This window comes from Shewanella sp. Isolate13 (genome assembly GCF_022398325.1).
GTDB lineage: Bacteria > Pseudomonadota > Gammaproteobacteria > Enterobacterales > Shewanellaceae > Shewanella.
This window is the reverse complement of the sequence record NZ_JAKEVD010000019.1, coordinates 58,526-76,169: the sequence shown is the minus strand read 5'-3', so window position 1 is coordinate 76,169 and position 17,644 is coordinate 58,526. Positions and strand designations below refer to the sequence as shown.

Sequence of the window (17,644 nt, the reverse complement as noted above, 5' to 3'; positions counted from 1 at the left end):
GCTTATTCAGCAGGTACAAAATCACTTTCACGAGCGAACTTTATCGCTTCATCACACAGTTTAATTTGCTGCTCTTTGTTAGCCGCTTTGAATTGGTTCATGTAGGCATCGAGTGCTTCACTGGTTTCTTTAGACATGATCATCTCTTCAATGCCTGCATTTTTATGAGCCATCATAGACTGGCCAACAATACTGCCTTCGATTTGCATATCATGTTCGGCATAAAAAGTTGTACAGATCATGAGGCTTGCCATGCCAAGCGCTGTTTCTTTGTCTAGGTTCTCAGCGGCAGCGTTACCTGCCAATAGACAGCTTACAAGACCTGCAATTAGTACTTTTTTCATTATGATAAACCCTTTTTTCATTCCATCATTGGAGCTGTTATCTAGATGATATGGCATAGCATTCTTTAATGTGTGGCGTGCTATGAACTGGTGATAGAGGCTAGCATTTACTGATTATTAGATATGTGACTCTAAGCTTAAGTTAGTCGGGTACGGTTTGTTTTTGTGTGGTTAGTCACGCTTGAAACGTATATTTTAGATGTAAAAAAAGCTAAAAAGCGCAGACTTGTTTAGCCTGCTGATTTAATAGACAAATTTACACATCTTAGAAGTGGTAAATTTTTAAGCGGACGGCGTTTGATGACTGAGTTTTGCCTATTTGCAGCCGATATTAGTTGCTACTATGCCGCAGTCATTTATCAGTTAGAGGTTGTAGATGGAGCTTAGGCGACATGCTGTTGAATTTGGATTCCTACAAGGGATATTTTTCTGTAACGGTGCCAAGCTTTGCGAGCAGGGCCTGACTATTAATGGCAAGATTTACCCCTATCCAGAGTTTGATGAAACCGTTGAAGTACGAGAAGGCTGGTTCACCCAAATCTTAGTTTGGGGGGATAAACGCTTTAGCTTTTTCCGCTTTATCGATAGTAAACCTCTATTTCAACACGCCTTATATAACCACTTATTACATAGCAAAGTCGGACTACAACGGACTTATGACGAGCTAATTGCCGATATAACCCGCTTCGACCATACCTTTGCTCAGCATAAGCGCTATTTAAGGGACTCTGATAAGAGCCGACTACAACGTGATTTTCAAGCTTCTTTAGCATCATTAAACCATGTAGAACATTTCAAAAAGCTGGGGTTCGACACCAACCCCTTTAACTGTCGCTTAGCAAAATTTATTAAGCAGCCCGAAGCTTTTACGGAAAAATATAACCAGTGGTGGCAGCAAAAACAGCTCGATGGTTATCAAGAGCTGTTTGACTCATTAGAGGCGCATCCTTTGACGCCATTGCAGCGCGAGGCGTGTGTCGTCGATGAGAATAATACTTTAGTGATCGCCGGAGCTGGAACGGGTAAGACTAGCACTATGGCGGCAAAGGCTGCGTATTTGGTGGCTCAGGGGCTAGCAAGGCCCGAAGAGATCTTGATGTTAGCCTATGGTAAAGATGCCAGAGTGGAGCTTGAGCAAAGGATGACGGCAATGGGCGCGCAAGGCTTGACAGGTGTTAAAGTCAGTACTTTCCACGCGCTGGGCAAGGAGATCATTCAGTATTATCTAAATAGCTCGACTCAAGTGTCGGTACTAGCGAGTGACGATAAACGTTTGACGCAATTTGTCGATCAACAGATCGATGACATCGTTGCCGACCCAAAAATGGCCGATCCTGTCGCCGATTATTTTGGTCGCTATCTGTATCCGCAAGTTAATGAACTCGACTTTGCGACTGAAGGGCAATATCGCGCCTATCTTAAAAATAACGAGATCCGCGCATTATCGGGCGACTTAGTTAAAAGCTTTCAAGAGCTGAGGATCTGTAACTATCTCTATACCCATGGGATTGAATTTGAATATGAACCTAAGTACCTATCAAAACATGGCGTCGAGGTAACAGAGCCGGGTAAGAGTGTGTATCAACCGGACTTTTATATTCCTATCCTTGATGCTTACCTAGAACATTTTGGCGTTGATAAGCAGGGCAATACCCGTCACAACATAGATAAAGAGTCCTATAACCAAAGCATGCAGTGGAAAATCGCCCTGCATCAACAGCATGGTACCTGCTTACTACAAACCTTTAGCTGGCAAGCCGATTATCGGAATGATGGTGGTTTAGAGAAGTGTCTGGAAGCGTTACTGTGTGAGCGCGCGGCAGAAATCGGACTTGGCGAACAGCAATTGTTCAAACCTATTTCACCCGAAGCTGTATTTGCTCAGGTTAAGCACTTGGGCGTTTATCGTAATGTCAGTCGGTTAATGTCGAGCTTTTTGGGGCTGTTTAAGTCATCAGGTTATACCTTTGCCAAGCTTGAGTCGTTAAAGATGGCAACAGGTTCAGACAAGAAGCTAGTTACTTATAACCAACTAAGGTGGAAGGCATTCCTGCATTTGTTCAGGTGGGTTTATGATCGCTATGAGGCGCATCTTAAGTCCCTTAGCACATTAGATTTTTCCGACATGATAGGCGAGGCGCTTAAGATTAGTCGTGCAAAAGACTTCCATCAACGAACTAGCGATCGCTTTCGATTCAAATACATCATGGTCGACGAGTTTCAGGATATATCGCCTGAGCGCGCCAAGTTGGTGACTCAGTTAAGGGATTCAACGCCAGACTGCGCTCTGTTCTGCGTTGGGGATGACTGGCAGGCAATCTACCGATTTACCGGTAGCGACCTTAATTTAACCACCCAGTTTAGCCAAACCTTTGGGGTGTCTAAAACTGTAATGCTGGATAAAACTTTTAGATTTAACGATAGAATCGAAAAGGTGGCCTCACAGTTTATTCAGGCAAACCCAGCCCAGTTAAAGAAGCGACTTACCACCCATAGTGTGAGTGATAACCCTGAAGTGTGCTTATTGATCAACAATAAAGAAACAGCATTAACTCAGGCGTTCGACAGTATTGTTGAGATCACCAGTCAACAAGACAGCCCAAAGCGGGCCACGGTAATGGTGATTGCGCGCTTTAATGCCTCCTTAAAAGAGCTAACGAGTTGGCAGCGTCGCTATCCGCAGTTTGCGATCTCTGGTTTTTCAGCTCATGCCTCTAAAGGTAAGCAGGCTGACTTTGTAATAGTGCTTGATGTTAACGACGACAAATATGGCTTCCCCTGCAAAATTGATAGCGACCCGATCCTTGAGGCACTGTTACCTAAGCTCGATGGTTTCGCCGATACTGAGGAGCGCCGCCTGTTTTATGTAGCATTATCTCGCGCTAAAAAAAGGGTGTTTGTGCAGGCTGAGTTAGGTAAAGAGTCTGTGTTTGTCAAAGAGCTTCGTAGTTATCAGGCCGATATTTGTGTTTACCCGAACGAGCTAGCGCCTATGTATAACGATGCTTTATGCTGCCCAAATTGTAATGAGGGTAAGCTTATTCCAAAAGAGGGACGTTTCGGTCTGTTCTATCGCTGTTCTTTAGGCCAAGAGTATTGTGATACCAAACTTGATGCTTGCGCTGTTTGTCATGGTGCACCAATGGTTAGAAATGAAACACATCACTACTGCACGAGTGGCAAATGCAATCATCGGCTTTTAGTCTGCCCTGAGTGCCTCACAGGTAAGCTGGTTCTACGCACGAATGGCAAAACCAATAGGCAATTTTTAGCCTGTAGTCTGCACCGAAGAGGTGACGCTAATAGCTGTCACTATACAACGAGTGATATTGCTAATGTTGCAGATAAAGTATCGGAAGCTGCTGCCTAGTTCTCTTATTTCCAGGAGCAGTGGAGTCAACCTGAGCTTTCAGATTTTTTGATGGGTATGGTTTTTCTGTGTGGTTGGTGATAACCCCTTAAAAAAGGGAGTAACCTATTTACTGCATTAAATGGTGTGTTTGTGTCTAGGGTAGAGTTGGTTTTTGGTGTGATTATTTTTGACTACTGTTAACCGATTTGACGCTTAGAGCGTTTATTGCACTTCCTTTAGTATTTGTTTTGATAGGCTGTTTTAGCTAGATCTTAACTAAGCTTGATGTTCTATAGTTAATACACGCCGTTGTAATCGTCTCAGCGCGGCAATTACCGAATCATATATTTATGAAAGGTGTGTATTACAAGCGAGCTAAGGGTCACTTCTTATGTCTAATTCACAGCGTTCTAAGAATCAGTTCATTTTACATTCAAGCTATCCGCCATCTGGGGATCAACCTGAAGCCATAGCGCGTTTAATTGATGGAATTGAAAAAGGGGTAACTCACCAAACATTAAAAGGCGTGACGGGTTCGGGTAAAACTTTCACCGTTGCCAATGTTATCCATAGGCTTAAACGGCCGACCATCATCTTGGCCCACAACAAGACATTGGCTGCACAGCTTTATAGTGAGATGCGGCACTTTTTCCCCGAAAACGCCGTTGAATTTTTTGTCTCCTATTACGATTATTACCAGCCTGAAGTCTACCTTCCCGGTAGCGACCGGTTCATTCGTAAGGATTCTGCGATAAATGAACATCTAGAGCGTTTACGTCTATCTACCACTAAGGCCTTGATTGAACGTAGAGATGTGATTGTCGTGGCATCGGTATCGTCGGTATATGGTTTAGGGGATCCAGAAGCCTACCGCGCCCTTCAGCTTAAGCTCAGCCAAGGGCAGGCTATTGAGACTGAGGAGCTAATTGAGCGTTTAGAAAGGCTGCAGTATAGCCGCTGTAATCGCACAATTAATCGAGCGACATATTTAGTTCGTGAACGCGCGGTTGATATCTTTCCGGCGGATTCTGAACATAAGGCGCTGACCCTTGAAATAGAAAACGGTCATTTGAACAAACTCTATTGGATCGATGCCATCAGTGGTGAAAAGCTTGCGGATATCGACGAGTATTATGTGTCGCCTAAAACCCTTTATTCGGTGTCGGTTGAGCAGGTCGAAAAGGCCTGCGAGCAGATCATGAAAGATATGGAAGCGCAGGTTGCAGTACTTACGGCTGAAAATAGGCTAACCGAGGCTGCAAGATTATATGAGCGGACGATATCCGATCTCGATCTCCTTCGCCTGCAAGGCTATTGTCCCGGTATAGAAAACTACGCTTCTTATCTAAATCAGCGCGATCCTAACTTGCCGCCCACGACACTGTTCGATTACTTACCCAAAGATGGTTTACTGTTTATCGACGAATCCCATGTGATGGTGCCGCAAATTTCGGCCATGTATAAGAGCGATCAGAGTCGTAAGAATACCTTAATCGATTTTGGCTTCCGTCTGCCCTCCGCGCGAAATAATCGGCCATTAAGCTTTGCCGAATTTGAGCAGATAAAGCCGCAGACGATTTTTGTCTCGGCAACGCCGGGCCGTTATGAGCTTGATAAATCTAACCAGCATGTGTTTAAGCAGATCATCCGCCCGACCGGACTACTGGATCCTGAAATTGAAATTCGCCCCTGTGAGAATGATCTTGAAGACTTGGTTAAGGAGATAGAGCTAAGAGTGGCCCGTAACGAACGGACACTCGTGACTACATTAACCAAGAAAAGCGCCGAGACGCTTAATAACTTTATCGCCGCCAAAGGAATAAAGGTCAGTTACCTGCATTCCGATGTAAAAACCAGTGACAGAGTGGAGATTATCGAAGCACTTCGCACCGGAGCTTATGATGTACTCATTGGTATTAACCTATTGCGAGAAGGGCTCGATATCCCTGAGGCATCCTTGGTGGCAGTACTGGATGCTGATCATGCGGGCTTTTTACGCTCCGAGCAGGCCTTGATTCAGATTATCGGACGAGCCGCCCGTAATGAAAACGGTAAGGCGATTCTGTATGCCGACAAAATGACTGCAGCTATGCAAAAAGCGATAGATGAGTCTTCGGAGCGGCGAGGCCATCAGATGCTGTATAACATGGCTAATGGCATAGTGCCGAGTTCGTCTAAGCGTAAACTTGATTCTGACGCCCAAACTCATATTGCTGCTGGCGCGGTGGACAGAGCCAAATTTTGTGAAAGCCTATCTGAGCTTTGCCAACAGATCACCGCAAAAGAGAAGGAGTTACTGCAGTTGGTGGATGAAGAAGGGGCCGAGCAGGCCAAGCTTATTCGTGAGCAATTGATTGTGCTTTATCGCCAGTTTATCTATATGTAGGGGCTAGAGTTTACTCAGTTGGTTATGCTTATCACCATTTACGAGGTTTTTAGAATAATTAAGTTGTGGAATAAGCGATTGGCGCTATAAAAACAGGAATTAATCCAATATATTAGGACATTGAGGTGAGTTTGAATCAAGCGCCCAGTGTCTTTTTTATTACTGGAAGGCGCTTATTTAATAGGGGATGAATAACTTGAAGCTAAAGAGCACGATAATATTGTTAACAAGCTTGATGGCCGTAGGCTCAATACAGGCAGAAGAGAGGGCTAGCATAAGTAAGGAGGTGACCGGTATTGCAGGATTAACGCCTAAGGAAGATCTCTATAACTTAAGAGTATTTGACAATAATTTCATCTTACCTGTCTATCAAACTCAATCAGCAAACCAAGCTTATTACGCTCCCCAAAACCCCAACAAAGGCGAGATCAGCGAAACCAACGTTCAATTTCAAATCAGTTTAAAATATGGTATCGCCAATAATTTATTTACCGACAATGACGGTTTTTATATTGCCTATAGTCAAATATCAAATTGGCAGGCTTATGATAAATCCGCTTATTTTCGTGATTCACAGTATCAGCCACAAGTGTTTTGGTATTGGCAGCACTCTGATTCAGAGCAAGTCTGGCAGGGTACTAGTATAGGCTTTGAACATCAATCAAACGGTAAAGGCGGCGAATACGAACGCAGTTGGAACCGAGTTTATTTGGAGTTCTCTTTAGCATTTAGTGACCTTGAACTCACCATTAAACCCTGGGTTAGAGCTGATTTTTCCGATATAGACTATAACCCCGATATTGAAGATTATATGGGCTATGGTTCGGTTAAAGGTGACTGGTATGTTGGGGACCATCAGATTAGCTTAACGCTCCGTAACTTAGTAGAAAGTGGCTTTTCCAAAGGCTACGAGGAGTTAAGCTGGCGATTTCCTATCTACAAGGGGTTAAAAGGCTACTTGAAACTGCAAAGCGGTTATGGATTAACGATCTCTGATTATAATCATTTCGATAATGCAGTGGGGATTGGGATCGCGCTTTAAGATTAAATGATTTTATGCGTTAAATTTACTTAGGCTATAAAAATGAACGAATTTTCTAGTTGGCTTGATTCTAAAAAGCTTAAACAACAAGTCACTAACCCCAACATACAAGTGGGAGAGTACTCTTATTATTCAGGTTTTTACCATGGCAAGTCCTTTGAAGACCAAGCTGTGCGCTATCTGTTAGGCGATGGTTCTACCATAGATGTGTGGGAGGCGGGCGTTTTCGGTGAAGTCGATAAACTGATCATTGGTAAATTCTGCTCAATCGCATCCGGTGCTTGTTTTATGCTTGCAGGTAATCAAGGTCATCGCATGGACTGGATCTCTACCTATCCATTTGCGCCGGAGGAGTTTGGTGACGGCGTAAAGAGCGGATTTGAGCGTGCCGGCGATACCGTGATTGGTAATGATGTGTGGATCGGTAGTGAAGCGATGATTATGCCCGGTGTGACCATAGGAGATGGCGCTGTGATTGGAGCGAGGGCGGTGATCTCAAAAGATGTTGCGCCATACAGTGTGGTTGTGGGCAGCAATAAATTGGTGAAGCAACGTTTTACGGTTGATGAGATTGAAAAGCTATTACAGATGCAATGGTGGAATTGGCCTCTAGATAAGCTAAAAGGTGCAATGGCACTAATGTGTAGCGCAAACATTGAAGGGCTGTATCAATACCATCTCAAGCATGAACAAAGAGTTGAATAATAAAAATGGCGCTAATCTCTGAGATTAGCGCCATTTTTCATGTCTAGTTATTTAGTGCAATGCCATGGAAAGCTTAAGCGCTTTTCTTCGCTTCATTTTCAGTCTGGCTTGCCATGTACTCATCGAAAGTACCTTGGAAGTTTACTAGCTTCTTATCTTTCACATCTATGATGCGCGTTGCCAAAGATGATACAAACTCACGGTCATGGCTGACGAAGATAAGTGTACCTTGGTAAACCTTAAGTGCGTTGTTTAACGCCTCAATCGCTTCCATATCCATGTGGTTAGTTGGCTCATCCATAACCAGTACGTTGATATCCATCATCATTAACTTACCGAATAACAGACGGTTCTTCTCACCACCGGAACAGTTGCGGGCTTTTTTGTTGATATCGTCTTCAGTAAACAATAAACGGCCAAGCATGCCACGTACCATTAGGTCGTTATGCTTTGGTAGACGCCACTGGGACATCCAGTCAAATAGGTTTAGATCGTTATCAAAATCTTTGCTGCTGTCCTGTGGGCAGTAGCCGATAGAGGCATTTTCTGACCATTTGATTTCGCCAACCTTGTTCTGTAACTCATTGACTAAGCAGCGAAGGAATGTCGATTTACCCACGCCGTTCTCGCCAATAACAGCAAGCTTAGCGCCTGCTTCTAGAATTAAATCGCCACCTTCAAACAGTAATTCACCGTCAAAACCATGGCCAACATTTTCCATGACTAAGGCTTGGCGGTGCAGCTTCTTGCCTTCATCGAAACGCAGTGATGGTGTCATACGGCTTGATGCTTTTACTTCATCTAGAGTGATCTTCTCTAGCTTCTTAGCGCGCGAGCTGGCTTGCTTGGCTTTAGAAGCGTTAGCACCAAAACGGTTAACGAAGTCTTGAAGTTCATTCATCTCAGCGCTTTTCTTTGCGTTACCGGCTAGCAACTGCTCCTGAATTAACGCAGAGGCTTCCATGAAGTACTCGTAGTTACCTGGGTAAATACGTAACTCACCGTAATCGATATCCGCCATGTGAGTACACACAGTGTTTAAGAAGTGACGGTCGTGCGAGATGATGATCATGGTGCACTTGCGCTTATTTAGCTCTTCAGCCAACCAGTTAATGGTGTGAATGTCCAAGTTGTTGGTTGGTTCATCAAGAAGCAGAATATCTGGGTTTGAAAACAAAGCTTGTGCTAAAAGCACTCGCAGTTTCTTACCTGGAGCAACTTGGCTCATTAGGCCAAAATGCAGCTCTTCTTCAATACCGGCTTCAATAAGGATTTCACCGGCGCGGCTTTCGGCGCTGTAGCCGTCCATTTCAGCAAACTCGCTCTCTAGCTCGCCTACTTTCATGCCATCTTCTTCACTCATTTCTGGCAGTGAATAGATGCGCTCACGTTCTTGTTTTACTTCCCAAAGTTTGGTGTCGCCTTGAATAACTGCATCAATTACTGAGAACTCTTCGAATGCGAACTGGTTCTGGCTCAAAGTACCGACTTTTTGACCTGGAGTAATAGAAACGTTACCTGAAGTAGGGGAAAGCTCACCACTTAAGATCTTCATAAAGGTAGATTTACCACAACCATTAGCGCCAATTAAGCCGTAGCGATTGCCGTTTCCGAACTTAGCGGAAATGTTTTCAAATAGTGGCTCAGGGCCAAACTGCATTGTGATGTTAGCTGTAGTGATCAAGGCTTTTCCTAAAAATGGCTTAAATAATAGTAGAAGTCATTGGCTTGGGTTAGAAACAAGACGGCATCGTGATGTTTGCCCTTGAGATCAAAAGAGGATCCCGAGTGATTAATCAAAGTGAAAGCCAAAGACGTTAACAGGTTACGGAAAGTCATCCCTGTTATGAAGGCAAAACAGCGGCGGATTATACAGACCTAGGTGGTTAGATGTCGAGCTATCATCATCTGTTGAGTCGTGCTATTTATAGTAACGGATATGTATTTATAATTAATTAGTGCTCTGCAACGATTTTCGTGGGTGAAATCGACAATTTCTTGTTATTATTAGCCCATTGATTTGCCCCGCTCGTTGAGCTGGCTAAGTATTCATTTAGTGAATATTTTCTATAGAAGTATGTTTTTGACAACTTCTGCGATATTTGGACACCCCATGATTGAACACCAACAGAATAATCCACTTCACGGCTTGAATTTAGAAACAATGCTGACAGAGCTAGTCAAGTTTTACGACTATAAAGTGCTTTACGCTGCCCTTAAGTTAGAATGTTTTAACCTTAATCCCAATATGGCAGGTTGCATTAAGTTTTTAAAGAAGACTGAGTGGGCGAGAGAGCGTGTAGAAGCTTTTTACCTTTATCGCTTTAAGCGCATGCCAAAAGGCACAGCAGCTCAAATGGAGCTAAAGCCGCGTGAGCGCGGTTATGCTGATGGTATCGTGCCACGTAAACCTGAAAAGTTAACGGTTGAGCTTGTTGAAGAGATGCGTGCTAAGGCTGAAGCAAACTATAAGGCGATGAAGAAAAGTGGTCAGCGTCCGCGTTTCGGTAAAGACAAGCCAAGAGCACAAGATGGATATGCGCAAAATCGTCGCAGCGGACCCAAGCGTCCACCGGCGTCGCAAGATCCAACCAACCCTTGGGGTAAGTAACCTTAGGCTAAAATCTAGGCCTTGTAATAAGTAATAAGCCTGATTGATTTAATCTAACATCAGCGTAATAGCTAAACGGGCGTTCTTTCATAGAACGCCCGTTTTTTATGTCGACTTTAATACATGCGCATGATGCATAATATTGTTTCCGAATATTCATTTGTTTCATGTTTTGCCGCGCTGTAGGATGCGCGTCTTCTATTTTTAGCCTGAAATCCAATGCGTTCTCAAACTTTATTGGCGCAGTTGCTGCGCATGACATCTCTGCTCGTTTTAATGCTCATTTTCGTTCACTACTGTAAACCTTTGCTTAATGCATTTGCCTTAAATGCAACAGAGGCTGGTTGCCATCAAATGCCAAAGTCCCCAGCAAACCCAGACCAAGGAGAGCAACAATGAGTATTTTTCGTTTTCCTGTGCTGGTTTGGCTAGGTATAGGCATTCTTATTATCAGTCTTGGGATCCGTCAGTCGTTCGGGATCTTTATGATGCCCATCTCGATGAGCTTTGATGTGGGCCGCGAATTCTTCAGTTTTGCTATAGCATTACAAAATCTGTTGTTTGGTGTGTTTCAGCCGTTTGTCGGGATGGCAGCCGATCGTTTTGGCTCAAAGAAAGTCATCATGCTTGGGGCGATAGCCTATGGCTTAGGCTTGTTGCTTACCTCGTTATCTAGCACAGCTGATATGTTCTACATATCGATAAGTATGTTAGTGGGCTTAGGCTTAAGTGCGACAAGTTATGTGGTCGTTTTGGGCGCTGTTGCTAAAGTGGTACCGGCAGAGCATACAGCAAAGGCTTTTGGTTTAACCACTGCGGCTGGATCATTTGGCATGTTCGCGGTCATCCCTGGTGCGCAGAGTTTGTTGATTCACTTTGATTGGCAAACAGCACTGCAGGTGTTCGCAATATTATGCTGCGTCATGTTGGCATTTGCTTCATTTATGAAAACTGCCAAGATTAAGAGCAATAGCCCTGAGCATGTTGATGAGCAAACTCTGTCACAAGCGCTCAAGCAGGCATGCACTAATCGTAACTACTGGCTTATCCATATGGGCTTTTTTGTATGTGGGTTCCATGTGATGTTTATTGCCACTCATCTGCCGAGTTATCTTGCAGATAAGCATTTAGATAGCTCAACGGCAGCGCTGGCTTTAGCTTATGTCGGGATATTTAATATCTTTGGCTCTTACTTTTGGGGGGTAATGGGGGATAAGTTTAATAAGCGCTATGTTATGAGTAGCCTATATTTGGTACGAACTATGGTGATAGCTGCCTTTGTTACTTTACCCGTTACCGATAACACGGCGGCTTTGTTTGGTGCTGCCATTGGTTTTTGTTGGCTCGGTACTGTGCCGTTGACCTCTGGATTAGTGAGGCAGATATTTGGTGCGCGCTATTTGTCTACGCTTTATGGTTTAGTGTTCTTCACTCATCAGATAGGCAGTTTTCTCGGAGCCTGGATCGGGGGGCGTATTTATGACTATTATGGTAGCTATGAACCCATATGGTGGAGTACCGTGGTTTTAGCCTTTGTAGCGGCTTTATTGCATCTACCAATTGATGACAGACCTATGGTGGCAAAGTCTATTCCAGCGCTATAAATCGGTATTGAGCAGATATTTTTAACTTATTAGTAAGAGCCGCTATTAGAGTGGCTCTTTTACTTTCTTCTGAGTGAAGTGGAGTAACGGCTATCAAATAAGGCATTATTTGGCTTTAAAGTAGACGACTCATTAAGACCTTATTGATCAAAAGGGCTTAAATCGTCTTTGATGACTATATTCACTAAGTGAAAAACAGCCTAAAAACATACCGCTTTGTAATTGTTTTACTTGAAAATTGCCAGAAACGCTTAAACAGCACTCAAGTTGGCCAGCAAATCACCGCTTAACAACTATTTGTGTTTTTTTGCTTGCAACGAACGCGCTATCGCCATAGTATAGCGCTCGTTCCAAGGCAACAGCCAAACGAACAGCAAGAATACAGTCGCGGGATGGAGCAGTTTGGTAGCTCGTCGGGCTCATAACCCGAAGGTCGTTGGTTCAAATCCGGCTCCCGCAACCAATTCTTGAACAGTACAACCGTAGCTCAGTTGGTTAGAGCACTACCTTGACATGGTAGGGGTCGGTGGTTCGAATCCACTCGGTTGTACCAATTCTTTTATAGAAGAATCAAAAAATCTATTATCCTGTCGCGGGATGGAGCAGTTTGGTAGCTCGTCGGGCTCATAACCCGAAGGTCGTTGGTTCAAATCCGGCTCCCGCAACCAATACAACCGTAGCTCAGTTGGTTAGAGCACTACCTTGACATGGTAGGGGTCGGTGGTTCGAATCCACTCGGTTGTACCAATTCTTTTGTAGAAGAATTCAAAATCTATTACCCTGGCGCGGGATGGAGCAGTTTGGTAGCTCGTCGGGCTCATAACCCGAAGGTCGTTGGTTCAAATCCAGCTCCCGCAACCAATTCTTTTATAGCAGAATCAAAATAGTTATTGGCGTTTTCACTGACGCGGGATGGAGCAGTTTAAAAGCTACTCGGGCTCAACTCTTTATGAAAGCTAGGCGAAGGTCGTTGCAAAGTCTTTTATAGAAAGCAATCCAGCTCTCGCAAGTAATTCTTTTATAGCAGAATCAAAACAGTTATTGGCGTTAAATCGGACGCGGGATGGAGCAGTTTGGTAGCTCGTCGGGCTCATAACCCGAAGGTCGTTGGTTCAAATCCAGCTCCCGCAACCAATTCTTTTATAGCAGAATCAAAATAGTTATTAGCGTTTATTACGGACGCGGGATGGAGCAGTTTGGTAGCTCGTCGGGCTCATAACCCGAAGGTCGTCGGTTCAAATCCGGCTCCCGCAACCAATTCTTTATTTAAAGAATGATAAAACCTGTAGGCCAGCGAAAGCTGGTTTTTTTGTATCTGAAATTTATAGATATTGCTAGATTCAAAATAAAGTAGAAAGGGTTACCCTCGGTAATTATCAACTCAAGATACTGAAGGCGCAGTTTGCTAGCTTGTCGGGCTCAACTCTTTATCAAAGGCAGGCGAAGGTCGTTGCCACATCTTTAATTGAAAGTAATCCGGCTCCCGCAACCAAGTTTTATTAATTAAAAAACTAACATCTATCTACCGAATGCGGTTTTTTGTACCTTTGTTCTGCAATTGATTAAGGCTAAAATGCGATATTTACAATTTTAATCTCATTGCAAATATGTTGTTGGTGTTAGCTATATGTTTGCCTCGTTCTTGTATTGTTTTTGATATTTATTTGTGGGTTTGTAGAACGTAAAATTAATTATTTGGCGCTAATTTATTTTAGTCCATTTTTTGATTTTTATTAATGTTACAACTTGTATCATGTTAAAATGACTTAGTTTGAATCGACTCTTAGAGGTCGATTTTTTTTATCCAATTTTTACCGATACAGGACTTGCTATGACCGACCGCAATCGCATCCTACTTACATGGATAAGCTTTTTATCCTATGCATTAACAGGATCTTTGATTATTGTCACCGGGATTGTGATGGGGGATATTGCTAAATTTTTCAATTTGCCTATCTCCAGCATGAGTAACACTTTTACATTCTTGAATACGGGTGTATTAATTTCTATTTTCCTTAATGTATGGCTAATGGAAATTATTTCACTGAAAAAACAGCTGATTTTTGGTTTTATCCTGATGGTACTGGCGGTATTAGGGCTAATGTTTGGTCATAACCTTGCCATCTTCTCTAGTAGCATGTTTGTTCTTGGCGTGGTGAGTGGTATTACCATGTCGATTGGTACTTATTTAATAGCTCGTCTGTATCACGGTAAACAACGTGGTTCACGCTTGCTGTTTACCGATTCATTTTTCAGTATGGCTGGTATGATTTTTCCACTAATTTCGGCTGCATTACTCGCACACAGTGTTGCTTGGTATTGGGTATATGTTGCCATTGGCATGATTTACCTTGCTATCTTTATACTGGCACTTATTTGTGAGTTTCCTGTGCTGGTTAAGTCTGACGAACAACAGCAAGCGGTAAAAGAGAAGTGGGGTCTAGGTATTCTATTTTTAGCGATTGCTGCACTTTGTTATATTTTAGGGCAAATGGCTTTTATTTCATGGATCCCTGAATATGTAACTAAGTCGTTGGGTATGAGCTTAAGTGAAGCGGGCCAGTTACTGAGTTATTTCTGGGGCGCATACATGCTTGGCATGTGGGGCTTCAGTATGATAATGAAGCGATTTGATATTCAATATTTTGTATTGGTGCTTTCTGCTTTAGCCACTGGATTAATGTTCTGGTTCAATATGGATAAAAATACAGAGCATTTACTTATTATCATCACAGTATTAGGTTTCTTCAGTAGCGCTATTTATACGACTATCATTACCCTGGCATCACAACAAACCAAAGAAGCATCACCTCGCATTGTTAATTTTATTTTATTATGTGGCAGTATAGGCACTATGTTGACTTTCGTTGTTACCAGTCCAATTGTGAAGAGTTATGGCGCACATGCAGCAATGCTGACCGGTAATGGTTTATATGGGGTCGTCTTTATTATGTGTTTATTAGTTAGCTTTGTAACTAAACATCGTATTAATGGCCACTCATCAAGCCATTAATCAATTAGGCCAGTGTAGATAAACGGTTAAGCCTCATCTTTTGATGGGGCTTTTTTTGTTATTTCACTCTAAGTATTTTTAGCGCAAAGTTAGCTAGCCTTCGAATGAAGCCTGATTACGTTTATTTTGGATTGGTGTTATGAGCATTCAGGTGAGGTTTGTGGAAGAATTAAGATACATTTAGAAGAGGTGATCTAATTTAATGATAAAAAGAGCTAAATCATTAACTTTAGCTCTTTACTGATTAGAAGAAGGTAAACCCTCTGCCTTTTAACAGTCTTCAACTATAACGAAAATTATCAAGTTATCTTTATCTGGTGCTAAGCTTTCCTGATCTCTTGATTCGTTTTAGTTATGCATCCTCTCAATTGTTGCTGCTAACTCGTCATAGTTCTCATGACAACTTCCACAACTGTCTTTAACCTGTTCCTGCACTCTAAAATCTGGATGAGGCTGAGACAGTGTTGGAAAAGTTGGATAATATTGATGAATTAAAAAAGGGCTAACTCATTGCTAAGTTAGCCCTTTTCTTTTGCACAGAACATCAGGTTAAAGTGCCGAATGTACTGTACCAGCTTTTTGAACATATCTAAGGCGCAGCGCGAATAGCACTGCTGCAGTTGTTAAACCTGCAATCAAGCCAATCCAGAAGCCTTGTGCACCCATGTGCGGCACTAAAATGTCGGTGCGCGCTAATGTGTAGCCTAAGGTCATCCCCACACCCCAGTATGAAACCAGCGTGATATAAAATGCACTGCGGGTATCTTTATAACCACGCAAAGCTCCAGCAGTCACCACTTGGATTGAATCTGATAACTGATAGATTGCGGCGAAGAACATTAAGCTACCAGCCAGTGTAATCACATCTGGGTTGTCGTTATATAGAAGCGCAATTTCGTTTCTAAATAAGATGGTAATCACCGCGGTACAGGCAGCTAACGAAAACGAGATCATCAGGGCCAGTTTAGTCACTAACGCGGCGATCTCTGGCTTATCTTGGCCTAGGTAATAGCCGACGCGGATAGAGACCGCGATACCCAAAGAGAGCGGCAACATAAACACAATCGATGAAAAGTTCAGTGCAATTTGATGTCCTGCGACTACAGTTGCGCCTAAAGGTGCTAAAAGTAGCGCGATGATTGCAAATAAACTCACTTCAAAAAACAGCGCCATAGCGATAGGGAAGCCATGTTTTGTCATATCTACCATGACTTTTAGGTCTGGTAGATGAAAAGATTTGAAGGGAGCCAATTCCTTAAACTTGTGGTGAAACTGCATATAGATGATCATGGCGATAAACATTGCCCAGAACACTAATGCCGTAGCCACACCACACCCTGCGCCGCCCATTGCGGGCATGCCAAAATGGCCATAAATAAAGATGTAGTTAGCTGGGATGTTGACCGCAAGTCCCACAAAACCGATGACCATGGTTGGTAGGGTATAAGAGATCCCTTCGCTACAGCCTCTTAGTACCTGATAGAGTACGAATGCTGGTACGCCCCACATAAAGCCATCTAAATAGCCGATGCCCAATCTCGCCATTTCTGGTTCAAGATCCATCATGGTAAATATATTCTCTGCAAATGAGAGGAATAGCACCACACCTAAGCTACCGATTATGGCAATATAAGCGCCTTGATAAGCCAAAGGTTGAATCGCTTTTTGATTGTCGGCACCATGATGGTGAGCAAACACAGGTGTAAAGGCCATGAGTAGACCTTGAACAAAAAGCAAAGCGGGTAACCAAAGACTGGCACTGATAGCGACAGCAGCCATATCGACTGCAGCGACACGACCCGCCATGACGGTATCGATAAAGCCCATCATAGTTTGCGTGACTTGGGCAATTAACACGGGTAGCGCTAATTGGATTAAGCGTTTGGCTTGAAAGCCAGAATGGTTCATGGGTACAGCCCTTAATATACTAACGAGAGATAATAATGTTTACAGGTATAGTTCAAGCAACGTGCGAAGTGTTGGCGATAGATAAGAAATCAGGCTTAAACACGCTACAAATCGCAATTGGGCCGGATTTGCGCGAGGGACTTTCACTAGGGGCAAGTGTCGCAAATAACGGTGTATGTCTAACGGTTACAAGAATAGAGGATGATAGGGTGTTTTTCGATGTAATGGAAGAGACCCTTAAGCTAACTAACCTATCAAAACTGAGAGTTGGCTCACAGGTTAACATCGAGCGTTCATTAACCTTTGGTAGTGAGATTGGTGGACATATTTTATCGGGCCATGTTCACACCCTAGCAGAGGTCGATTTCGTCAGTGCCACTGAAGAGCATTATGATATCCGTTTGAAAGTTGAACCTAAATGGATGAACTACATTTTGTATAAAGGCTTCGTTGGCGTTAATGGTTGCAGCCTGACAGTGGGCGAGGTAACAGAAGACACCTTTATGCTGCACTTGATCCCTGAAACACTGAAGCTTACTAATCTTGATGGTTACCAAAAAGGCGATGTGATTAATATTGAGATAGACAGCCAAACTCAGGCGATCGTGGACACGGTTGAACGTGTGCTAGCCAAGCGATTTGCCGAGTAATATCGTTGCAGCAGAGCGGTTCACTGCTG

The 17,644-nt window shown here is 43.2% G+C and carries 11 protein-coding genes and 7 tRNA genes; 15 read left to right on the top strand and 3 right to left on the bottom strand.

The genetic code is table 11. The features are described 5' to 3' along the window. Positions 1–2: 2 nt before the first annotated feature. On the bottom strand, positions 3–344 hold the full coding sequence (locus L1D44_RS13310) for a hypothetical protein (RefSeq protein ID WP_220770108.1): 342 nt from the start codon (positions 342–344) through the stop codon (positions 3–5). A gap of 376 nt (positions 345–720) precedes the next feature. Here L1D44_RS13310 and L1D44_RS13305 point away from each other — a divergent pair, with 376 nt between their 5' ends. The 4 genes from L1D44_RS13305 to L1D44_RS13290 all read left to right on the top strand — a co-directional run bounded on the left by L1D44_RS13305 (position 721) and on the right by L1D44_RS13290 (position 7,829). Continuing rightward, positions 721–3,714 carry a UvrD-helicase domain-containing protein gene (locus L1D44_RS13305; protein WP_239891323.1) on the top strand — a complete coding sequence of 998 codons (2,994 nt, stop codon included), beginning with the start codon at positions 721–723 and terminating at the stop codon, positions 3,712–3,714. Between the two features lie 373 nt (positions 3,715–4,087). Continuing rightward, positions 4,088–6,082, top strand: coding sequence for an excinuclease ABC subunit UvrB (gene uvrB, locus L1D44_RS13300; protein WP_239891321.1), 1,995 nt, complete (start codon positions 4,088–4,090; stop codon positions 6,080–6,082). Positions 6,083–6,302: 220 nt separating this feature from the next. Beyond that, on the top strand, positions 6,303–7,124 hold the full coding sequence (locus L1D44_RS13295; protein WP_239891319.1) for a phospholipase A: 822 nt from the start codon (positions 6,303–6,305) through the stop codon (positions 7,122–7,124). Between the two features lie 42 nt (positions 7,125–7,166). After that, positions 7,167–7,829, top strand: a complete 663-nt coding sequence (locus L1D44_RS13290; RefSeq protein ID WP_239891317.1) for a CatB-related O-acetyltransferase — start codon at positions 7,167–7,169, stop codon at positions 7,827–7,829. 73 nt (positions 7,830–7,902) lie between these two features. On the opposite strand, the gene L1D44_RS13285 is transcribed toward L1D44_RS13290, so the two are convergent. Next, on the bottom strand, positions 7,903–9,513 hold the full coding sequence (locus L1D44_RS13285; RefSeq protein ID WP_239891315.1) for an ABC-F family ATPase: 1,611 nt from the start codon (positions 9,511–9,513) through the stop codon (positions 7,903–7,905). 429 nt (positions 9,514–9,942) lie between these two features. On the opposite strand from L1D44_RS13285, the gene L1D44_RS13280 reads away from it, so the two are divergent. The 10 genes from L1D44_RS13280 to tsgA all read left to right on the top strand — a co-directional run bounded on the left by L1D44_RS13280 (position 9,943) and on the right by tsgA (position 15,057). Further along, complete coding sequence (locus L1D44_RS13280) at positions 9,943–10,440, top strand: VF530 family DNA-binding protein (protein ID WP_239891313.1); 498 nt, start codon at positions 9,943–9,945, stop codon at positions 10,438–10,440. 395 nt (positions 10,441–10,835) lie between these two features. Beyond that, positions 10,836–12,044 carry an MFS transporter gene (locus L1D44_RS13275; protein WP_239891311.1) on the top strand — a complete coding sequence of 403 codons (1,209 nt, stop codon included), beginning with the start codon at positions 10,836–10,838 and terminating at the stop codon, positions 12,042–12,044. Between the two features lie 386 nt (positions 12,045–12,430). After that, positions 12,431–12,507 (top strand) — tRNA-Met (locus tag L1D44_RS13270). 13 nt (positions 12,508–12,520) lie between these two features. Continuing rightward, positions 12,521–12,597: transfer RNA gene (locus L1D44_RS13265), tRNA-Val, on the top strand. 38 nt (positions 12,598–12,635) lie between these two features. Further along, positions 12,636–12,712 (top strand) — tRNA-Met (locus L1D44_RS13260). Between the two features lie 2 nt (positions 12,713–12,714). Next, a tRNA-Val gene (locus L1D44_RS13255) sits at positions 12,715–12,791 on the top strand. Positions 12,792–12,828: 37 nt separating this feature from the next. Further along, positions 12,829–12,905 (top strand) — tRNA-Met (locus L1D44_RS13250). 196 nt (positions 12,906–13,101) lie between these two features. Beyond that, positions 13,102–13,178: transfer RNA gene (locus tag L1D44_RS13245), tRNA-Met, on the top strand. A gap of 46 nt (positions 13,179–13,224) precedes the next feature. After that, a tRNA-Met gene (locus L1D44_RS13240) sits at positions 13,225–13,301 on the top strand. Positions 13,302–13,875: 574 nt separating this feature from the next. Further along, positions 13,876–15,057, top strand: a complete 1,182-nt coding sequence (tsgA, locus tag L1D44_RS13235) for an MFS transporter TsgA (protein ID WP_239891309.1) — start codon at positions 13,876–13,878, stop codon at positions 15,055–15,057. Positions 15,058–15,606: 549 nt separating this feature from the next. Here tsgA and L1D44_RS13230 read toward each other — a convergent pair. Beyond that, positions 15,607–16,965 (bottom strand): MATE family efflux transporter, encoded by a 1,359-nt coding sequence (locus L1D44_RS13230; RefSeq protein ID WP_239891306.1) that lies wholly within the window; start codon positions 16,963–16,965, stop codon positions 15,607–15,609. A 35-nt stretch (positions 16,966–17,000) separates the two neighbouring features. Here L1D44_RS13230 and L1D44_RS13225 point away from each other — a divergent pair, with 35 nt between their 5' ends. Beyond that, complete coding sequence (locus L1D44_RS13225) at positions 17,001–17,615, top strand: riboflavin synthase subunit alpha (protein WP_239891304.1); 615 nt, start codon at positions 17,001–17,003, stop codon at positions 17,613–17,615. Positions 17,616–17,644: the final 29 nt, after the last annotated feature.